14 protein-coding genes are annotated in these 16,150 nt (G+C 70.7%); 8 read left to right on the top strand and 6 right to left on the bottom strand.

From position 1 onward, the window contains the following. Positions 1–124: 124 nt before the first annotated feature. Together PV734_RS19450 and PV734_RS19455 are read right to left on the bottom strand one after the other, a co-directional pair. Positions 125–2,230: a family 2A encapsulin nanocompartment cargo protein cysteine desulfurase gene (locus PV734_RS19450; protein WP_319290558.1), complete on the bottom strand. Its 2,106-nt coding sequence runs from the start codon at positions 2,228–2,230 to the stop codon at positions 125–127. Next, the gene (locus PV734_RS19455; RefSeq protein ID WP_415924230.1) at positions 2,205–3,050 is read right to left on the bottom strand and encodes a family 2A encapsulin nanocompartment shell protein; all 846 of its coding nucleotides are present in this window, start codon (positions 3,048–3,050) and stop codon (positions 2,205–2,207) included. Before PV734_RS19455 ends, PV734_RS19450 begins: the two co-directional genes overlap by 26 nt. 255 nt (positions 3,051–3,305) lie before the next feature. On the opposite strand from PV734_RS19455, the gene PV734_RS19460 reads away from it, so the two are divergent. The 5 genes from PV734_RS19460 to PV734_RS19480 all read left to right on the top strand — a co-directional run bounded on the left by PV734_RS19460 (position 3,306) and on the right by PV734_RS19480 (position 8,559). Continuing rightward, positions 3,306–4,208, top strand: coding sequence for a LysR family transcriptional regulator (locus PV734_RS19460; RefSeq protein WP_319097457.1), 903 nt, complete (start codon positions 3,306–3,308; stop codon positions 4,206–4,208). Positions 4,209–4,889: 681 nt separating this feature from the next. Then, positions 4,890–5,993 (top strand): ABC transporter substrate-binding protein, encoded by a 1,104-nt coding sequence (locus tag PV734_RS19465; RefSeq protein ID WP_319097459.1) that lies wholly within the window; start codon positions 4,890–4,892, stop codon positions 5,991–5,993. 54 nt (positions 5,994–6,047) lie between these two features. Next, positions 6,048–6,953: an ABC transporter ATP-binding protein gene (locus PV734_RS19470; RefSeq protein ID WP_319290560.1), complete on the top strand. Its 906-nt coding sequence runs from the start codon at positions 6,048–6,050 to the stop codon at positions 6,951–6,953. After that, positions 6,950–7,729 (top strand): ABC transporter permease, encoded by a 780-nt coding sequence (locus PV734_RS19475; RefSeq protein WP_319097461.1) that lies wholly within the window; start codon positions 6,950–6,952, stop codon positions 7,727–7,729. The genes PV734_RS19470 and PV734_RS19475 overlap by 4 nt, the downstream gene beginning before the upstream one ends. Continuing rightward, a complete protein-coding gene (locus PV734_RS19480) occupies positions 7,726–8,559 on the top strand; it encodes an ABC transporter permease (RefSeq protein ID WP_319097462.1) in 834 nt (277 codons plus the stop codon). The genes PV734_RS19475 and PV734_RS19480 overlap by 4 nt, the downstream gene beginning before the upstream one ends. Before the next feature lie 63 nt (positions 8,560–8,622). On the opposite strand, the gene PV734_RS19485 is transcribed toward PV734_RS19480, so the two are convergent. From PV734_RS19485 to PV734_RS19500, 4 genes are read right to left on the bottom strand one after another with little or no spacing between them, the layout of a single operon-like run. Continuing rightward, positions 8,623–9,873 (bottom strand): ABC transporter permease, encoded by a 1,251-nt coding sequence (locus PV734_RS19485; RefSeq protein WP_319097463.1) that lies wholly within the window; start codon positions 9,871–9,873, stop codon positions 8,623–8,625. Beyond that, entirely contained in the window at positions 9,870–10,616 is a 747-nt protein-coding gene (locus PV734_RS19490) for an ABC transporter ATP-binding protein (protein WP_319097530.1), read from the bottom strand. Before PV734_RS19490 ends, PV734_RS19485 begins: the two co-directional genes overlap by 4 nt. Further along, the gene (locus PV734_RS19495) at positions 10,616–12,157 is read right to left on the bottom strand and encodes a peptidoglycan-binding protein (protein WP_319290562.1); all 1,542 of its coding nucleotides are present in this window, start codon (positions 12,155–12,157) and stop codon (positions 10,616–10,618) included. The genes PV734_RS19490 and PV734_RS19495 overlap by 1 nt, the downstream gene beginning before the upstream one ends. Continuing rightward, the gene (locus tag PV734_RS19500) at positions 12,154–13,134 is read right to left on the bottom strand and encodes a hypothetical protein (RefSeq protein WP_319290563.1); all 981 of its coding nucleotides are present in this window, start codon (positions 13,132–13,134) and stop codon (positions 12,154–12,156) included. The genes PV734_RS19495 and PV734_RS19500 overlap by 4 nt, the downstream gene beginning before the upstream one ends. 140 nt (positions 13,135–13,274) lie before the next feature. Between PV734_RS19500 and PV734_RS19505 the strand changes: the two genes are divergently transcribed. The 3 genes from PV734_RS19505 to PV734_RS19515 are packed head-to-tail and all read left to right on the top strand — an operon-like array spanning position 13,275 to position 16,092. Continuing rightward, entirely contained in the window at positions 13,275–13,967 is a 693-nt protein-coding gene (locus tag PV734_RS19505) for a response regulator transcription factor (protein ID WP_319290565.1), read from the top strand. Beyond that, on the top strand, positions 13,964–15,502 hold the full coding sequence (locus tag PV734_RS19510; protein WP_319290567.1) for a HAMP domain-containing sensor histidine kinase: 1,539 nt from the start codon (positions 13,964–13,966) through the stop codon (positions 15,500–15,502). Before PV734_RS19505 ends, PV734_RS19510 begins: the two co-directional genes overlap by 4 nt. Continuing rightward, positions 15,499–16,092 (top strand): hypothetical protein, encoded by a 594-nt coding sequence (locus tag PV734_RS19515; protein WP_319290568.1) that lies wholly within the window; start codon positions 15,499–15,501, stop codon positions 16,090–16,092. Before PV734_RS19510 ends, PV734_RS19515 begins: the two co-directional genes overlap by 4 nt. Positions 16,093–16,150 lie beyond the last annotated feature (58 nt).

Below are 16,150 nucleotides of genomic sequence, written 5' to 3' on the forward strand. Positions count from 1 at the left end.
AACGCGCGAAAGTGCCTTCCGGCCGGCACGGCGGAGACCTCGGGCAGGTCTCCCTCGTACTCGTCCGGAAGGCACTTCTGGCGTACTTTCGCGCACCCGGTCCTGACCGACCGGGAAGCGCCGGCTAGCGGCGGCGCCCTCCGCCCCGGTCCGCGAGGCGGTGGACGGCCGTGACCAGCGTGTCCACCTCCTCGTGCGTGTTGTAGAAGGCGAACGACGGCCGGACCGTGGCCTCCAGGCCGTACCGGCGCAGGATCGGCTGCGCGCAGTGGTGGCCCGAACGCACCGCGATCCCCTCCTCGTTGAGCGCGGTGCCCACCTCGGCCGGCTCGTAGCCGTCCAGGACGAACGACACGATGCTCGCCTTGTGCGGGGCCGTGCCGATCAGCCGGAGCCCCGGCACCCCGCGCAGCCCCTCGGTCGCGTGCTCGACCAGGGTGTGTTCGTAGGCGCCGATGTTCGCCAGGCCGACGCGCTCGACGTAGTCGATGGCCGCGGCCAGCCCCACCGCGTCGGCGATGTTCCCGGTGCCGGCCTCGAAACGGCCCGGCGGCGGCTGATAGCTCGACTTCTCGAAGGTGACGTCGGTGATCATGTTGCCGCCGCCCTCCCACGGAGGCATGTCCTCCAGCACCTCGCGTTTGGCGTAGAGCACCCCGATCCCGGTCGGCCCGAACAGCTTGTGCCCGGAGAAGACCAGGAAGTCCGCGTCCAGCGCCCTGACATCGATCGGCAGATGCGGTACGGACTGCGCCGCGTCGACCAGGACTCGGGCCCCGGCCCGGTGCCCGAGTTCGATGATCTGCTCGACCGGTACGACGGTGCCGAGCGCGTTGGACATCTGGGTGACCGCGACCAGCCTGGTCCGGTCGGACAGCAGGTCGGTGTACTCGTCGAGGAGCAGCTGCCCGGCGTCGTCGACCGGGATCACCTTGATCACCGCGCCGGTCTGCTGCGCCAGCATCTGCCAGGGCACGATGTTGGCGTGGTGCTCCAGGTGGGAGAGGACGATCTCGTCGCCCGCGCGGAGGTGTCGCGGGCCCCACGCCTTGGCGACCAGGTTGATCGCCTCGGTCGTACCCCGGACGAACACGATCTCCTCGGCGGAGCCCGCCCCGACGAACCGGGCGACGGTCTTCCTCGCACCCTCGTAGGCGTCCGTCGCCCGGGCGGCCAGTTCGTGTGCGGCCCGGTGGATGTTGGAGTTCTCCCGCGAGTAGAACTCGACCAGCCGGTCGATCACCACCTGCGGCTTCTGCGTGGTCGCGGCGTTGTCCAGCCAGATCAGCGGACGGCCGTTGACCAGCTCCGACAGGATCGGGAAGTCCCGGCGGACCGCCCGCACGTCGAACGCCGGATGCTGATCGAGCGGGAGCCCCACCGGTGCGGCGGGGGCACCCGGTACGCCGGGAGCGCCGCCTTCCTGGACGAAGTAGTACGGCGCGGTCGTCGCCGTCGGTGTGGTCGGCACCGCGGGATCGGCCAGGGGCGGCAGCCCAAGGTGCCCGAAGCCGGGAAGCTCCGGGGCCTCGGCGGGGAACCCGGGCGCCTCGTCGAGGAAGTAGAACGAGCCTGGCGCGGAGAGCTGGGCCGGGGCGAAAGCCGGTACCGGCGGTAGCGACGACACGGACGTCCCCGGCACCACCGGCAGGGTCGGCAGCTCCGGGGTGTGTCCGGTGACGCCGGGCACACTTGCCCCGTACGTGGCAGGAGCACTGGTCGGTGGCGGCCCGGCCGGCGGACTCATGCCGGCCCTCGGCGCCGGAGGCGGCGGATCCGCGAGCGGCAGCCCGGCAGGCATCGGCCACGCCGCCGAACCGTCGCCCACCGAAGCGGGCGTGGCGGCCCACGAACCCTCGCGCACCGGATCCTGACCACCCGACGACGAACCACCGCGCGCCGGAGCGTACGTACCCGACGTCGGCACGTCGGGCACCGACGACCGCATACCCGGCGCCGAACCGCCGGAGGCCGGAGCCCCCGCGCCCGACGACGAACCGTCGCGCGCCGACGCTTGCGTACCGGACGACGAACCGCCGGGGGCCGGAGCATGCGTACCCGACGACGGCACGTCGGGCACCGACGACCGCATACCCGGCGCCGAACCGTCGGGGACCGCCGGCTGGCCGGGGAGGGCTCGGAAGAACTCCCCCGCCAGCCGGTTCAGCGTCTCCTCGTCCGGCAGCCACGCCGGGGCGGGTTCGTTACCGGTAGCTGGGGGCGTAGTCATGGAACTTGTCCACCTCGACGTCTTCGAGCACGGCGAGCGCGTCCTCGGTGAGCACCGCGAGCGAGCAGTACAGGGAGACCAGGTAGGAGGCGATGGCACTGCGGTCGATCTGCATGAAGCGGACCGACAGCCCCATCCCCTGCTCGCCCGCGAGCCCGGGCTGGAACAGTCCGACCACGCCCTGGCGCGACTCGCCGGTCCGCAGCAGCAGGAACTTGGTCTTCCCGTTCTCCAGCGGGACCTTGTCCGAGGGGATGATCGGCAGACCGCGCCAGGTCAGGAACTGCGAGCCGAACATGCTCACCGTGGCCGGCGGGACACCTCGCCGCGTGCACTCCCTGCCGAACGCGGCGATCCCTTCCGGATGGGTGAGGAAGAAGGCCGGTTGCTTCCACACCTTGGTGATGAGGGCGTCCAGGTCGTCCGGCGTGGGCGGCCCTCCGAGCGTGGAGATCCGCTGCGTGGGCGCCGCGCTGCTCAGCATCCCGTACTCCGGGCTGTTGATCAGCTCGCCCTCCTGGTGCTCCTTCACCGCCTCGATGGTCAGCCGCAGTTGCTGTGCGGTCTGGTTGTGCGGGCTGGAGTACAGGTCGGCGATCCGGGTGTGGAGGTCAAGGACCGTCTGGACCGCCTTGAGCCGGTACTCGCGGGGCTCCTGTTCGTAGTCGACGAAGGTGTCGGGGAGCGGCGCCTCGTCGTAGTTGTCGCACTCGATCTGCACCGACTCGGGATGTACGACCCTGTTCACCCGGTAGATGCCGGCCTCTACGGGCACCCAGGACATCAGATGCACCAGCCAGCGAGGCGTGATGGAGGACATCTGGGGAACTGTCTTGGTGGCGTTCGCGAGGGTCCGCGCCGCGCGGTCGCTCACCGACATCGATCGCGATCGCGACGGTGGATTGACAGCCGTGGTCATCCGACGTCTCCTTTCCGCGCCCGGAGACAGGCGCGCGTAATACGCAAAAGGGACAAAGCGTCTCGCACGAACTTTCTCACTCACCCTCCCAGCACCACCCGCAGCGGACCAATGCGTGTTTTCGAGGCTGTCTTCGAAGCTGGCTATGATTCGCGCATGCTCGACCTGAGTCGGTTGCGTGTGCTGGTGGCCGTCGCCCGAGAAGGCTCGATCACCGCTGCCGCCGAGGCGCTGCACTACGCCCAGCCGTCGGTCAGCCACCAGCTCGCCAAACTCGAGGCCGAGGTCGGCGTACCGCTGTTGCAGCGGATGGGACGCGGAATCCGGCTCACGGAGGCCGGCCGACTCCTTGCCGACCGTGCCGAGTCGATCCTCGCGCAGGTCGAGTCGGCGCACGCCGAACTGGACGAACTGGCCGGGCTGCGCACCGGCCGGGTCCGGCTGGCCGCCTTTCCCTCGGCGTTGGCCACGCTGGTGCCGCTCGCGGCCGCCCGTGTCCTGGCCGAGCATCCCGGCATCGAGCTCATCCTGCGCGAGGCCGAACCGCCGGACGCGCTGAGCGCCCTGCGCAACAACGACGTCGACGTGGCACTGATCTTCGAGCACGGCGACCCGCCCCAGCGCGATCGCCGTGACATCACCATGACGACGCTTCTCGACGAACCGCTGTACATGGTCACCCCGGCGGACCGTCCCTGGGACGGACCCCGGGCGGAGCTGGCGACGTACGCCGGCACCCGCTGGATCGCCGGGTGCGAACGCTGCCGCGAGCATCTCGTCGCGGCCTGCGGACGGGCCGGGTTCGCGCCGGTCGTCGAGTTCGAGACCGAGGACTACGTCGCCGTACAGGCGCTCGTCGCGGCCGGGCTCGGCGTGAGCCTGCTGCCCGGGCTCACCCTCCTCGCCAACCGGCACCCCGGGGTCAGGCTCGACCGGATCCCCGGTATGCGCAGACAGGTCGTGGCGGCCGTATACGGCAAGCCGCCCGCGTCCCAGCCCGCGCGGGTGTTCCTGGACGCACTCGACGCGACCCTGGCCGAGCCGGAATGGCCGTCCTGACGTAGCGAACGCGGGGCTGCCGGAGGTGCTGTCCAAGCCCCCGCTCAAGCCCCACCTTCTCGGCCGGGTCGGCAACCCGGGTCAAAACCGGGCATGGAATCCGTAAGTAACGGACGCGGAACGAATGGGCAATCTACGTGCGTCACTCTCGGCCTGGTCGTCCGGCAGACAGTCGGCACCGAGCACGGAGGGAAGCGCGATGAGCCTTGTCAGCGAGCGCGGCACGGACCTCCGGTGCCGGGTCCATCAGTCGGCCTGGACGCGCGGACGCGTGGCACACGGCTCACATCCGACGCCCGAGGGTGCTCCCGGCTGACCTCCTACCGCTGACGCGACAGGGAGTCCCGCCCAGGTCCCCGGGTCCACGCTTCCGCGGTTTCGCACCTCCCGGGGTTCAGCGCTTCCGAGGTTCCGGGCTTCCGAGGTTCCGCGGTGCTGCGCTCCGGACCGGCCTGCCGCCCGCAGGCCTTCTTCCCCCGCACCTCGCGGCAGGTCGACCGCGGCGCCCCAGCGCACCCCGCGCGCCCGCACCCCCGAACCTCTCCTCGGTCTCCGACCCCGGTCGCCGCCCGAGGCGGAGAACGGCTCGGCAGCGTCCGGGCCTCGCTCCAACCACGTTTCCATGTTTTCCATGTCCGCCATGAGCCGGCGCCCACCCGGCCAGCGAAAGGAACGCGCGCCATGACCAGAAGCACGAGCAGTGACGACAGATCGTTCGCCGCGACCGACCGCCGTCTCTTCCTCAGACGGGGACTGCAGCTGGGCGGCGCCGTGCTGCTCGGCGGCCCGCTGCTCGCCGCGTGCGGCGACTCCGACTCGTCGTCGACCTCCTCCACGCCCTCCTCCGGTACCAAGGGTTTCGGTGAGCTGACGCTTCGGCTGTCCTGGATCAAGAACGTCGAGTTCGCGGGCAGTTACATCGCGGACAGCAAGGGCTACTACACGGACGAGGGCTTCTCGAAGGTCACGCTGATCGGCGGCGGCCCGTCCGCGACGCCGATGGAGACGGACGTCGTCACCAAGAAGGCACTCGTCGCGATCAGCGCCCCCGACATCACCGGTGCCGCCGTCTCCAAGGGCGCGCCGCTGAAGATCATCGGCGCCCAGTTCCAGAAGAACCCGTTCTGCATCATGTCGATGGCCAAGAACCCGATCGCCGAGCCGCAGGACATGTACGGCAAGAAGATCGGTATCCAGGCAGGCAACGAGTCCGTGTGGGCGGCGTACGTCAAGGCCACCGGACTGGACGAATCGAAGATCACGAAGGTGCCGGTGCAGTTCGACCCGCTGCCCCTGACCCAGGGCACCGTGGACGGCTGGTTCTCCTTCGTGACGAACGAGCCGAACACGCTGCGTCTGAAGGGCTTCAAGGTCGCGACGATGCTGCTCGCCGACACCGGCTACCCGCTGGTCTCGGAGACGTACTGCGTCCGCCAGGAGACCATCGACAACCAGCGGGACCTGCTCAAGGCGTTCCTGCGCGCGGAGATCAAGGGCTGGAAGGCGAACATCGCCGACCCGGGGCTCGGTGCGAAGCTCGCGGCGGAGACGTACGGCAAGGGGCTCGGGCTGACGACCGAGGAGCAGACCCTCGAGTCCACGGACGAGAGCAAGCTGATGGTGAGCGCCGACACCAAGAAGAACGGCCTGTTCACGGTCACGCCGGAGCTGATCGAGGAGAACGTCAAGACGCTGAAGTACGGCGGGCTCGACATCACCGCCGACAAGCTCTTCGACCTCTCGATCATCGAAGAGGTCTACAAGGAGGACCCCAGCCTCATCTGAGGCCCCGTATCCCACCAACCCCGCACCCGCCCCGCACCCAGAGGTCACCGTCTGATGAGTACCGCAGCCGCCGTTCCCGAAGCTCCCGACGACCCCGCACCGTCCGATACGGATACCGGCACCGGCACCGGCACCGGCACCGGGCTGTCCCTGCGCGGGCTGAGCAAGGAGTTCAAGCTCGGCCGGCAGCGCGTCCCCGCGCTGGCCGGTGTCGACCTCGACACGACCGAGGGCCAGTTCCTCGCGCTGCTCGGGCCGTCGGGCTGCGGGAAGTCGACCGTGCTGCGGATCCTCGCCGGGCTCGACAGCCCGACCTCCGGTACGGCGCTCGTGCACGGCGAGGACCCGGAGGAGGCCCGCAAAAGGCACCACCTGGGCATCGCCTTCCAGGACGCCGCGCTGCTGCCGTGGCGCTCGGTCGCCGCCAACATACGGCTGCCGCTGGAGATCAGCGGCATCAAGGCCGACCCGGCGGCGATCTCCGACCTCATCAGACTGGTCGGCCTCGAAGGCTTCGAGAAGGCCCGCCCCGCCCAGCTCTCCGGCGGTATGCGGCAACGCGTCGCCATCGCCCGTTCGCTGGTCGTCGACCCCAAGGTGCTGCTGCTGGACGAGCCGTTCGGCGCTCTGGACGACATGACCCGCCAGCGGCTCAACCTCGAACTCCAGCGCATCTGGCAGGCCCGCGCGGTGACCACTCTGCTGGTCACCCACTCCGTCAACGAGGCCGTGCTGCTCAGCGACACCGTCGCCGTGATGTCCCCCCGGCCCGGCCGCATCGTGGAGGTCGTCACCATCGACCTGCCCCGGCCGCGTACCCCGGAGATGATGCGCTCGCCCGAGTTCCACGCGTATGCCGACCGGTTGTCGGAGCTCCTCTTCGGCCGCGCCGACTCCCCCGCCGACACCGACACCGACACCAGCACCGACGCCGCCGGGCTCGCGGCGGAGGCGTCATGAGTGCCCGGCGCTCCGCCTGGACCGGCGGGGCCCTCGGCATCGTGGCGTTGATCGGGGCGTGGTCGCTGCTGTCCACCACGGTCTTCGGCCCGGGGGACGGCGTACCCACCCCCTGGGCGGTGGTCGCGAGCGTGTTCGACGACGGCTGGACCTTCTACAGCCCGCATGTCACACAGACCGTGGGCGAGGCCCTGACCGGGTATCTGATCGGCAACGCGCTGGCGCTGGGCCTGGCGGTGCTGGTGCTGCTGGTGCCCGTACTGGAGCGGGTGGTCACGCAGATCGCGGTGGCCTCCTACTGCCTGCCGATCGTCGCGATCGGCCCGATCCTGTCGCTCGTCCTGGACGGGGACAAGCCGATGTCGGCGATGGCCGGACTGTCGGTCTTCTTCACCACCCTCATCGGCGCGCTGCTCGGACTGCGCTCGGCCGATCCGGCCTCACTGGACCTGGTACGCGCCTACGGCGGCGGCCGGTGGCAGCAGATGCTGCGGGTCCGTCTGATCGCCGCGCTGCCCAGCACGCTGGCGGCGCTCAGGATCGCCGGGCCGGCGGCGCTGCTCGGCGCGATCATCGGCGAGTACCTCGGCCGCGTCGACAGCGGGCTCGGCATCGCCATGACCATCGCGCAGCAGCAGCTCGACGTACCGCGCACCTGGGGCATCGCCCTGGTGTCGGGCGCGGTGGCAGGCGTGGCGTACGGCGCGGTCGGGCTCGTCGCCCGTTACGCCCTGCCGTGGTCGCGCACGACGACAGTGGAAGGCGCAGGCGCATGAGCACGGCGGCAGAGACACGAACAGCTCCCGCGTTGCGCTTCGCGGCGGGCGTGCTGCGCCCGCTGTTGAACGTGGTCGTGACGATGGCGGCCGTCATCGTCCTGTGGATCATCTTCCTGCAGGTCTACGACCTGGACCCGCTGGTGGCCAAGTCACCGGTCGACATCTTCCACTACCTGTTCACGGGCGCGGACGCGGGCGCCCATCGTTCCCTGGTCTCCTCCGGTCTGGGCCGCACACTGCTCGACGCCGGGTTCGGCTTCGTCGCCGGGCTGGTGGCCGCGGTGGCGGTGGCGGTCGTCTTCGTCCTGGTGCGCAGCGTCGAGCAGGCGCTGCTGCCGATGGCGGTCGTCGTGCGGTCCGTGCCCCTGGTGGCGATGACCCCGCTCATCACCCTCGTCTTCGGCCGCGGTCTGATGGCCACCACCGTCATCAGCGGCCTGATCGTCTTCTTCCCCGCCCTGGTCACCATGACGTTCGGCCTGCGCTCCGCCTCCCGCCAGGCGGCCGACCTGTGCCGCGCGTACGGCGCCGGGGACTGGACCATCGCCCGCAAGGTCATGCTGCCCAGCGCCGTCCCCGCCTTCTTCGCGAGCGCCCGCGTCGGTGTTCCCGGGGCCCTGATCGGCGCGATGCTCGCCGAGTGGCTCTCCACCGGGCAGGGCCTCGGCTACGCGATGCTCAAGGACTCCTCCCTCTTCGACTACGACCACCTCTGGGCCTCGGTCGCGGTGCTCACCGCGGTGTCCGCACTCGCGTACAACGTCATCGCGGCCGTCGAGGCGGTCGCCCTGGCCCGCTTCGCACCGAACATCCGGCCGGGCACATGAACTGACCGTCCGGTCCGTCGTCCGTCCGTCCGTCGCCGTCCCGACGGCGGCAGCAGCAGCAGCTCAGGACGGCGCCCGGAGCGCGTCCACCGGTTCCATCCGGGCGGCGCGCAGCGACGGGTAGAGGCCGGCGAGGAGGCCGACGAGAGCTCCGGCGAGGGGGGCGCCGAGGGCGAGGTTCAGGTCCAGGACCGGGGTCCACTCCTTGAACACGGCGACGCCCACCACGACGGCGATGCCCAGGGCCGCGCCGACGATGCCGCCGAGCAGGCCGATCGTCGTCGACTCCAGGAGGAACTGGCCGGCCACCTGCCGTCGCGAGGCGCCCAGCGCGCGCCGCAGGCCGATCTCGCCGACCCTCTCCATCACCGTCACCAGGGTGACGTTGGCGATGCCGATCGCGCCCACCACCAGCGAGACCAGGCCGAGGACGAGGAAGAGGCCGTTGACGTCGCTCTGGATCCCGTCGCGGGCCTTGGTCATGTCCGGCGGTGCCACCACGGAGAGGGAGGTCTCCTGACCCGGGGCCAGGGCGATCGGTGCCTGCCTCGCCACCTGCCGGGCGGCGCCGAGCGCGGTGTTGATCAGCACCCGGGTGACGTCCTCCAGGCCGAGGCGGTCCGCGGCGGTGGTCGGCGGGAGCATCACTGCGGTGGACAGGCGCTGCTCACGCTGGACACCGCCGAGGATGCCGATGACGGTGTACGACTGGCCCTGGAAGAAGATCGCCGGGGAGTCCTGCACCCGGTTGATACCGAGCAGCCGTGCCGCCTGGTCGCCGAGGACCGCCACCTGCGCGTGGCGGGCGATGTCGCCGGTGTCGTAGAACCGTCCGGAGGTCATCGCACCGCGTACTCCGGCGGGCAGGTCGGCCGAGGCGGCCACCACGGCCAGGGTCTGGGCGGAGACGTCACCGGGCGCCTTCACGTCGTTGGACCGCACCTGGACGCTGGTGGTCAGCGGGGAGTCGGCGAGGGCGGCGGCCGAGTCCACGCCCGCCAGCCGCCGGACCGCGTCGGTCCCCGACCAGTCCACCAGGGGCTCGGCGTCCGAGCCGACCGGCACGGACGGCACCGTCACGGTCACCGAGGTCGCGGTGAGTGCGTCGAACCGGCCGACGATCTGGTTGCCGGCGGTGGAGGCCACCCCGATGGTGATGACCAGTGTGGTGATGCCCAGCACGGTGCCGAGTGTGGTCAGGGCGGACCGTACGGGGCGGGCCATGACGCCCGCGAGGGCTTCCGTCCACAGGTCCCGGGGGTCCATCCGGGGGCGTTCGACACGCGCCCCGGCCTCGGCTGATGCCCGTTTCACTCGGTCTCCAGGGTGAGGCTGCCGTCGGTGATGCGGACCCGCTGGCCCGCGCGACGGCTGACCGTCTCGTCGTGGGTGATGAGCACCAGGGTCATGCCCTGGGCACACAGGTCGTCGAAGAGTTCCAGTACGGAGAGGGTGTTCTCGCTGTCCAGGTTTCCGGTCGGCTCGTCGCAGAGCAGCAGCGCGGGATCGCTGATCAACGCCCGTGCGATGGCGACGCGTTGACGTTCGCCGCCGGAGAGCCGGTCGGGCCGGAAGCCCGACCGGTGCCCGAGCCCGACCCGGTCCAGCGCCTCCCGGGCCCGGTCGAGCCGGGTACCGCGCCCGCGCCCCGGGCGTGGCCTGCGGTACGCCTCGGCCAGCATGACGTTCTCGTCGACCGTGCGGTACGGGAGGAGGTGGAAGGCCTGGAACACGAACCCGATACGGCTGCCGCGCAGCGCGGTGCGTTCGAGATCGCCGAGCCCGGTCGTCTCCACGCCGTCCAGCCGGTACGTACCGGCGGTGGGCCGGTCGAGCAGGCCCAGTGTGTTGAGCAGCGTCGACTTCCCGGACCCGGACGGGCCGACGATGGAGAGGTGCTCGCCCCGCCGAACGGTCAGGTTCACACCGCGCAGTGCGTGCACCGGCGGCTCGGAGTCGAAGGTCCGCTCCACACCGGAGAGTTCGATGACGGCGTCGGCGACGAGGGAGGCGCCGGGGGCGGAGACGGAACCCGGGACACCGGCAGGGCCGGGGATCACTCGCCCACCACCACCTTGTCGCCCTGCTTCAGCGTGCCGCTGGTCGGCTTCACCTCGACGAGGCCGGCCGCGGAGAGCCCGACGGTGACGGGGATGTCGCTGAGCTTGCCGGCGCGCTCGACCTGTACCCGGACCTTGCCGTCGGACGAGGTGCGGATCGCGGCGAGCGGTACGACCAGCACCTTGCCGTCCGAGGCGCCGATCTTGATGGTCACCTTGACCGCGGCCTCGGCCTCGTCGGCGAGCTCGCCGGGGTCGGCTACGGAGATCCGCAGCTGGACCGGGGCCGAGGAGCCGGCATCGGAGGTGCCGGTGTCCCCGGCCGCGACATCGGTCTCGGTGCCCTCCGTCGTCGTCCCGGCGGATCCCTCGCCGTCCTCGCCCGAGCCCGTGGTCTCTGTCGTCGAGGACGCGGCGGCGTCGGCGCCCAGCGCGGACACCGTGCCCTTGGCCTTCTTGCCGTCCGTCGTCGTCAGCTCTACGGCCATGCCCTTCCGCAGCAGTTCGGCGTCCGCGCCGGGGACGACCGCCTGCACCTCCAGGTCGGAGCTGGTCACGGTGCCGATCGGGCCGGACGCGGTGTCCCCCGTCTTCACCGTCACCTTGTTCAGCCGTACGGGCAGCTTCGGGAAGAAGACGACCTCGCCGGCCGGGACCTTCGTCCCGTAGGAGGCCTGGAAGGTGCTGAGCGCGTCGTTCGCCATGTCCAGCGACTTCCTCGCGGACTCGAGCTGCAGTTGGTGGATCTGGGCGTCCGTGCTGGACTGCGGGTTCGGCGTGCTCGCGCCGCTGTTCGCTCCCGCTCCCGCCTCTGTCCCCGTCCCCGTCTCGGTGTCTGTCCCTGTCCCTGTCTCCGTGCCGCCGTCGCCGCTGCCGCTGCCGCTGCCGCTCGTGCTGTTGGTCGTGAGGAGAGCCTGCTGGGCGGAGGACACCGCCTGCTCCAACTGGCCCAGCTGCTGCTGGTCCTCCATGCTGGGCTTCTGGGCCTCGTAGCCCTTGCTCGTGTACCAGTTGGTGACCGCCGACGCGGTGCCCTGGCGGTAGTTGCCGCTGATCGACCCGGGATCGAAGCCGAGCCGCCGCAACGCCCGCTGGAGCTGCTTCACATCGTCGCCGGAGGCACCCGGGGCCAGCGCGCGGTACATCGGTACGGATCCGCTCAGCGCGAGCACCGGACGGCCGTTGACCGTCATCAGTACGTCGCCCTCCTTGACCTTGGTACCGGCGACCGGTGCCTTGGTGATCCGCTGCTCCGCGCCCTCGCCGGCCGCGCCCGCGGACGCTCCGGTGCCGACGGCGCCGGCCAGCGCGAGTGGACGCGGCGAGGCGAACTCGACGGACCCCGACGCCACCACGGTCGCGGTGAGTGACTGCCGCTGGACCGCCGCGGTCACCGGGCCGGCCTTCGGCGCGGTGTGCGCGGCGGCGGCGTCGGCGGGCGAGCGCACCTGCGTACCGGCGATCCAGCCGCCCGTGCCGATTAGGACCACCACGCCGACCAACGCGCCCAGTTTCTTACGGCTGCTGAGCCGGCTCATGCGCCCTCCCCCCAGTACGGGTGCGCCTTCTCCTTGGGGAAGTACGCGGCCCGGAACTTCTTGCCGCACTCCAGGTCCTTCAGGGAGATATCGATCTCCTTGGTGAGCAGCGGCAGCGCCTCCTCCTTGGTCATGCTCCTGATGTTCTCCGGGGTCTGCTGGCCGAGGCGCACCATGTCGGCCATGCCGGTCGGCTGGGTGGTGCTCACCGGGATGCCCTGCGCCCGCAGGCAGGCGGCGAACTCCTGGGCGAGCTGCACCAGTTGGGTGTCACCGTTCAGCTCAAGACCGTTCGCGCGGTTCGCCTCCTGCTTGGCTTCCCATGCCTTCTTCTCCTCTGCGGCGCTCAACGCGGGTCCGTTCACCGCTTCCGACGCCTCGAGTTCGCAGCCGGCGGTCTTCTCCTCCGCCTTGGTCGCGGCCGGGGGGCCATACAGCGCCGTCGAGTACGCCTCCTGCTGGGCGGGGGTGAGCCCCTTCTCGTCGTTGTCGGGGGCGGTCACCACCTTTCCGCCCTGCTTTCCTCCGGCGTTGCTGCCGGGTGCGTTGGGGTCGTCGGGGTAGACGGTGGCCGCGTAGTTGCCGAACCCGTACTTCGCGCGGGACTTCTTCGCCACCGCGTAGTCCAACCCGTCGATCCCGGCGAAACCGTCATCGCTGGGCGGCGTCCCCACATGCGGTGTGTAGGTGAAGCCCTGCTTCTTCATGCAGGCGGCGAGGACGTTCTCCGTGATGTACAGCTTCTTGGTGTAGTCGTCCACGCCGTCCGGAATGGTGAGCTGCACCGCCCCGTCCGCGTTCGTCGTGCTGTCGTTCGTCGTGCTGCCGTTCGCCGCGTTGCCGGCCGCGGAACCCGAACCCGTGCCGGACCCGTCGTCCGAACCGCCGCAGGCGGCCAGGAATGGCAGCAGGCCGATCGCCAGGACGGTGGCCACGGAAATGCGGAGCCTCTTGGGCATGTTCGTCTTGGTGGTCATGATGGATGAGGCTGGCCGGGCGGTGTGATGGGAACTGGCCCGGAGTGTGATCAAACGGCAACAGCCGGCCGAGGGGGGCGAGTATGTGATCGTCCAGTAACAGCACCGGCCCGGCCTGGAGTTACACGGATACTGAGCACATGCCACGTGTCCTGCTCATCGAAGACGACCGCGCTGTCCGTGAGGGTGTCCAGCTCGCGCTGCGTCGCCAGGGGCACGACGTCGCCGCCGCCCGGACGGGCGAGGAGGGACTGGAACAGCTGCGGTCGTTCCTGCCGGACGTCGTGGTCCTCGACCTGATGCTGCCCGGCATGTCCGGGCTCGAGGTGTGCCGCCGTATCCGCGGGGCCGACGACCAGGTGCCGATCATCATGGCGACCGCCCGGGGCGACGACGTGGACATCGTGATCGGTCTCGAGGCGGGAGCCGACGACTACGTCGTCAAGCCTGTCCAGGCCCGCGTGCTCGAAGCCCGTATCCGTGCCGTCCTGCGACGGGTCGGCAGCGCAGCCGCCGACGGGGCCGCACCGAAGATCGAGACCCACGGGGAACTGGCCATCGACCGGGCCGCACTGACCGTCACCTGCGAGGGCGCACCGGTCGCCCTCGCCCCTTCCGAACTACGGCTCCTGCTGACCCTCTCCGCGTCGCCCGGGCAGGTGTTCAGCAGGCAGCAACTCCTGCAGGCCGTCTGGGAACACAGCTACCACGGCGACTCCCGGCTGGTGGACGCCTGCGTCAAACGACTGCGCACGAAGATGGGCGAGCCTCCGGGGCAGCCGCGCTACATACAGACCGTGCGCGGCTTCGGCTACCAGTTCAGGACCCGGTGAAGACGCCCTCTCCACTCCGCGGCCTGCGCGGCCTGCGCGGCCGGCTGCTGGTGGCCTTCCTGCTGGTCGCCGGCGTCGCCACGCTGACGACCGGCGCCCTGACGTTCCGGGAGGCGCGCAATGGCGTACTCCAGCAGAGCCAGGACGGGGTGATCGCGCAGTTCCGCGACCGTGTCAACTCCCTCGCACCCGAGCTTCGACTTCCGCCGGACGAGAAACAACTGGCCGATTTCGCAGACCGGTTGACACGCTCCGAACCGTCGAGGAACTGGCGGGTGCTGGCCACCTACGGCGATCTGAGCGGCACCTCCACACCGGGTGACCGGTTCGAGGAGCTGACGTCCGAGCTGCGCGCGGCCGTGGCCTCCGACGGGAGCACCGTCTTCCAGCGGGTGACGACCGGGGGCAGCCCCGCCCTCGTCGTCGGCCTGCCGGTCACCTTCGGCAGCGTGGACAAGCCCACGACCGACCTGTCCGGGGTCAGCGTCTTCCTGACAGTGCCGCAGACCAACGAACAGGCCTACGTCCAGGCCCTGGTCCCCGCTGTCGAGCGGGCCACGGTTCCCGCGCTGGTGCTGGCCGTGCTGTTCGCGCTGCTGGCCGCCCGTGGCGTACTGCGGCCGGTGCGCGAGCTGCGCCGGGCCACCCGCAGCATCGCCGAGGGCCACCTCGACACCCGGCTCGCCGTCAACGGCTCCGACGAACTCGCCGATCTCTCGCACACCTTCAACGAGACCGCCGCCGCCCTGGAGGAGTCGGTCGCCGAACTGCGCCGTATGGAGGCACGTGCCCGCCGTTTCGCAGCCGATGTCTCGCACGAACTGCGCACCCCGCTGGCCGCCATGTCGGCGGTCACCGACATCCTCGACGAGGACGCGGCGCACCTCGACCCCGACACCGCCACCGCCGTACGGCTCATCAGCGAGGAGACCGTCAAGCTGGCCCGCCTGGTGGAGGACCTGATGGAGATCTCCCGCTTCGACGCGGGCGCGGCCGGTCTGCACCTGGACGAGATCGACCTCGCGGACTGCATCCGGCGCACTCTCGCCTCCCGCGCCTGGCTGGAGACGGTCGACGTCCGCTTGCCGCCGCCCGGCACACTCCGCGGCAGCCTCGACCCGCGTCGGCTCGACGTGATCGTCGCGAACCTGGTCGGGAACGCCCTCCGCCACGGCGGACTCCCCATACAGCTGAACCTCTACGCGTGGGAGCACCCCGACGACGGCCGGCGGGCGGTCATCGAGGTCCTGGACAGCGGACCGGGCATCCCCGAGAGTGTCCTGCCCCATGTCTTCGACCGCTTCTACAAGTCGGACGCGGCCCGCACCAGGACCGAGGGCAGCGGCCTCGGCCTAGCCATCACGGCGGAGAACGTCCGCCTGCACGGCGGCACCGTCCAGGCGGCGAACGGCCCGCACGGCGGCGCCGTCTTCACCGTGGAACTCCCGCTGCGACAGGACGAGTCATCATCCGAACCATTCGAACCTGCCGAACGGGCCGAACGGGCCGAATCGGTCGAGGGGAGCCGGCCATGAGCCCCGCCCGCCGGGCCGTACGGCCCGCGCTGCTGCTCTCGTCGGCGCTCCTGCTCGGCGCCTGCGGCATCCCCACGACCGGGGTGGTGGGGTCGGGGCAGCCCGCCACCGGTGCCCGGTCGACCGTCACGCTCTACTTCCCGGGCAAGGGCGGCCTGATCGCGGTCTCCCGCAGGATCCCGCAGCGGCCAGGCGTCGAAGCGGCCATGTGGCTGCTGTTCCAGGGCCCGACCAGTGCCGAGCAGCGCGAGGGCCTGGCCAGCAGGCTGCCTAGCCTGCGGAGTAATCGGACGCTCCGGGTGGCCGACGGCGCCAGGGTGTCGATCGAGCTGGGCTTCGACAGCCGGAGGGATTTCGCGAACATCGCCAAGTCAATGTCGCCGGATGCCCTCGCTCAACTGGCCTGTACGGCCGTCAGCGCACGCCACGCCGAGGACCCGAAGGTCGAATCGGTGGAGGTGCTCCTCACGGCCACCGCGCAAGACTCCGAGGACCGGTGGAACGTCGAAGGGCACCGCGCGACCTGCTCCCGGGCGGGCCGGGGTTCCACCACCGACTCCCCCTCCAGAACAGGGGCATCGCTGCCCTGACCGCGACCTTGCAGGGCGAGCACACGTCGGGGCCTACGCAGGGGGCCGGACCATCGTG

It is taken from the genome of Streptomyces sp. AK08-02, assembly GCF_033795085.1.
Taxonomy (GTDB): Bacteria; Actinomycetota; Actinomycetes; order Streptomycetales; family Streptomycetaceae; genus Streptomyces; species Streptomyces echiniscabiei.

What these genes read in the sequence shown, in the direction of transcription:
- PV734_RS19465 (WP_319097459.1), top strand. Translation starts at nt 4,890, where the DNA reads ATGACCAGAAGCACGAGCAGTGACGACAGATCGTTCGCCGCGACCGAC.
- PV734_RS19475 (WP_319097461.1), top strand. Translation starts at nt 6,950, where the DNA reads ATGAGTGCCCGGCGCTCCGCCTGGACCGGCGGGGCCCTCGGCATCGTG.
- PV734_RS19495 (WP_319290562.1), bottom strand. Translation starts at nt 12,157, where the DNA reads ATGAGCCGGCTCAGCAGCCGTAAGAAACTGGGCGCGTTGGTCGGCGTG.
- PV734_RS19500 (WP_319290563.1), bottom strand. Translation starts at nt 13,134, where the DNA reads ATGACCACCAAGACGAACATGCCCAAGAGGCTCCGCATTTCCGTGGCC.
- PV734_RS19455 (WP_415924230.1), bottom strand. Translation starts at nt 3,050, where the DNA reads ATGTCCTCCATCACGCCTCGCTGGCTGGTGCATCTGATGTCCTGGGTG.
- PV734_RS19505 (WP_319290565.1), top strand. Translation starts at nt 13,275, where the DNA reads ATGCCACGTGTCCTGCTCATCGAAGACGACCGCGCTGTCCGTGAGGGT.
- PV734_RS19460 (WP_319097457.1), top strand. Translation starts at nt 3,306, where the DNA reads ATGCTCGACCTGAGTCGGTTGCGTGTGCTGGTGGCCGTCGCCCGAGAA.
- PV734_RS19470 (WP_319290560.1), top strand. Translation starts at nt 6,048, where the DNA reads ATGAGTACCGCAGCCGCCGTTCCCGAAGCTCCCGACGACCCCGCACCG.
- PV734_RS19480 (WP_319097462.1), top strand. Translation starts at nt 7,726, where the DNA reads ATGAGCACGGCGGCAGAGACACGAACAGCTCCCGCGTTGCGCTTCGCG.
- PV734_RS19515 (WP_319290568.1), top strand. Translation starts at nt 15,499, where the DNA reads ATGAGCCCCGCCCGCCGGGCCGTACGGCCCGCGCTGCTGCTCTCGTCG.
- PV734_RS19450 (WP_319290558.1), bottom strand. Translation starts at nt 2,230, where the DNA reads ATGACTACGCCCCCAGCTACCGGTAACGAACCCGCCCCGGCGTGGCTG.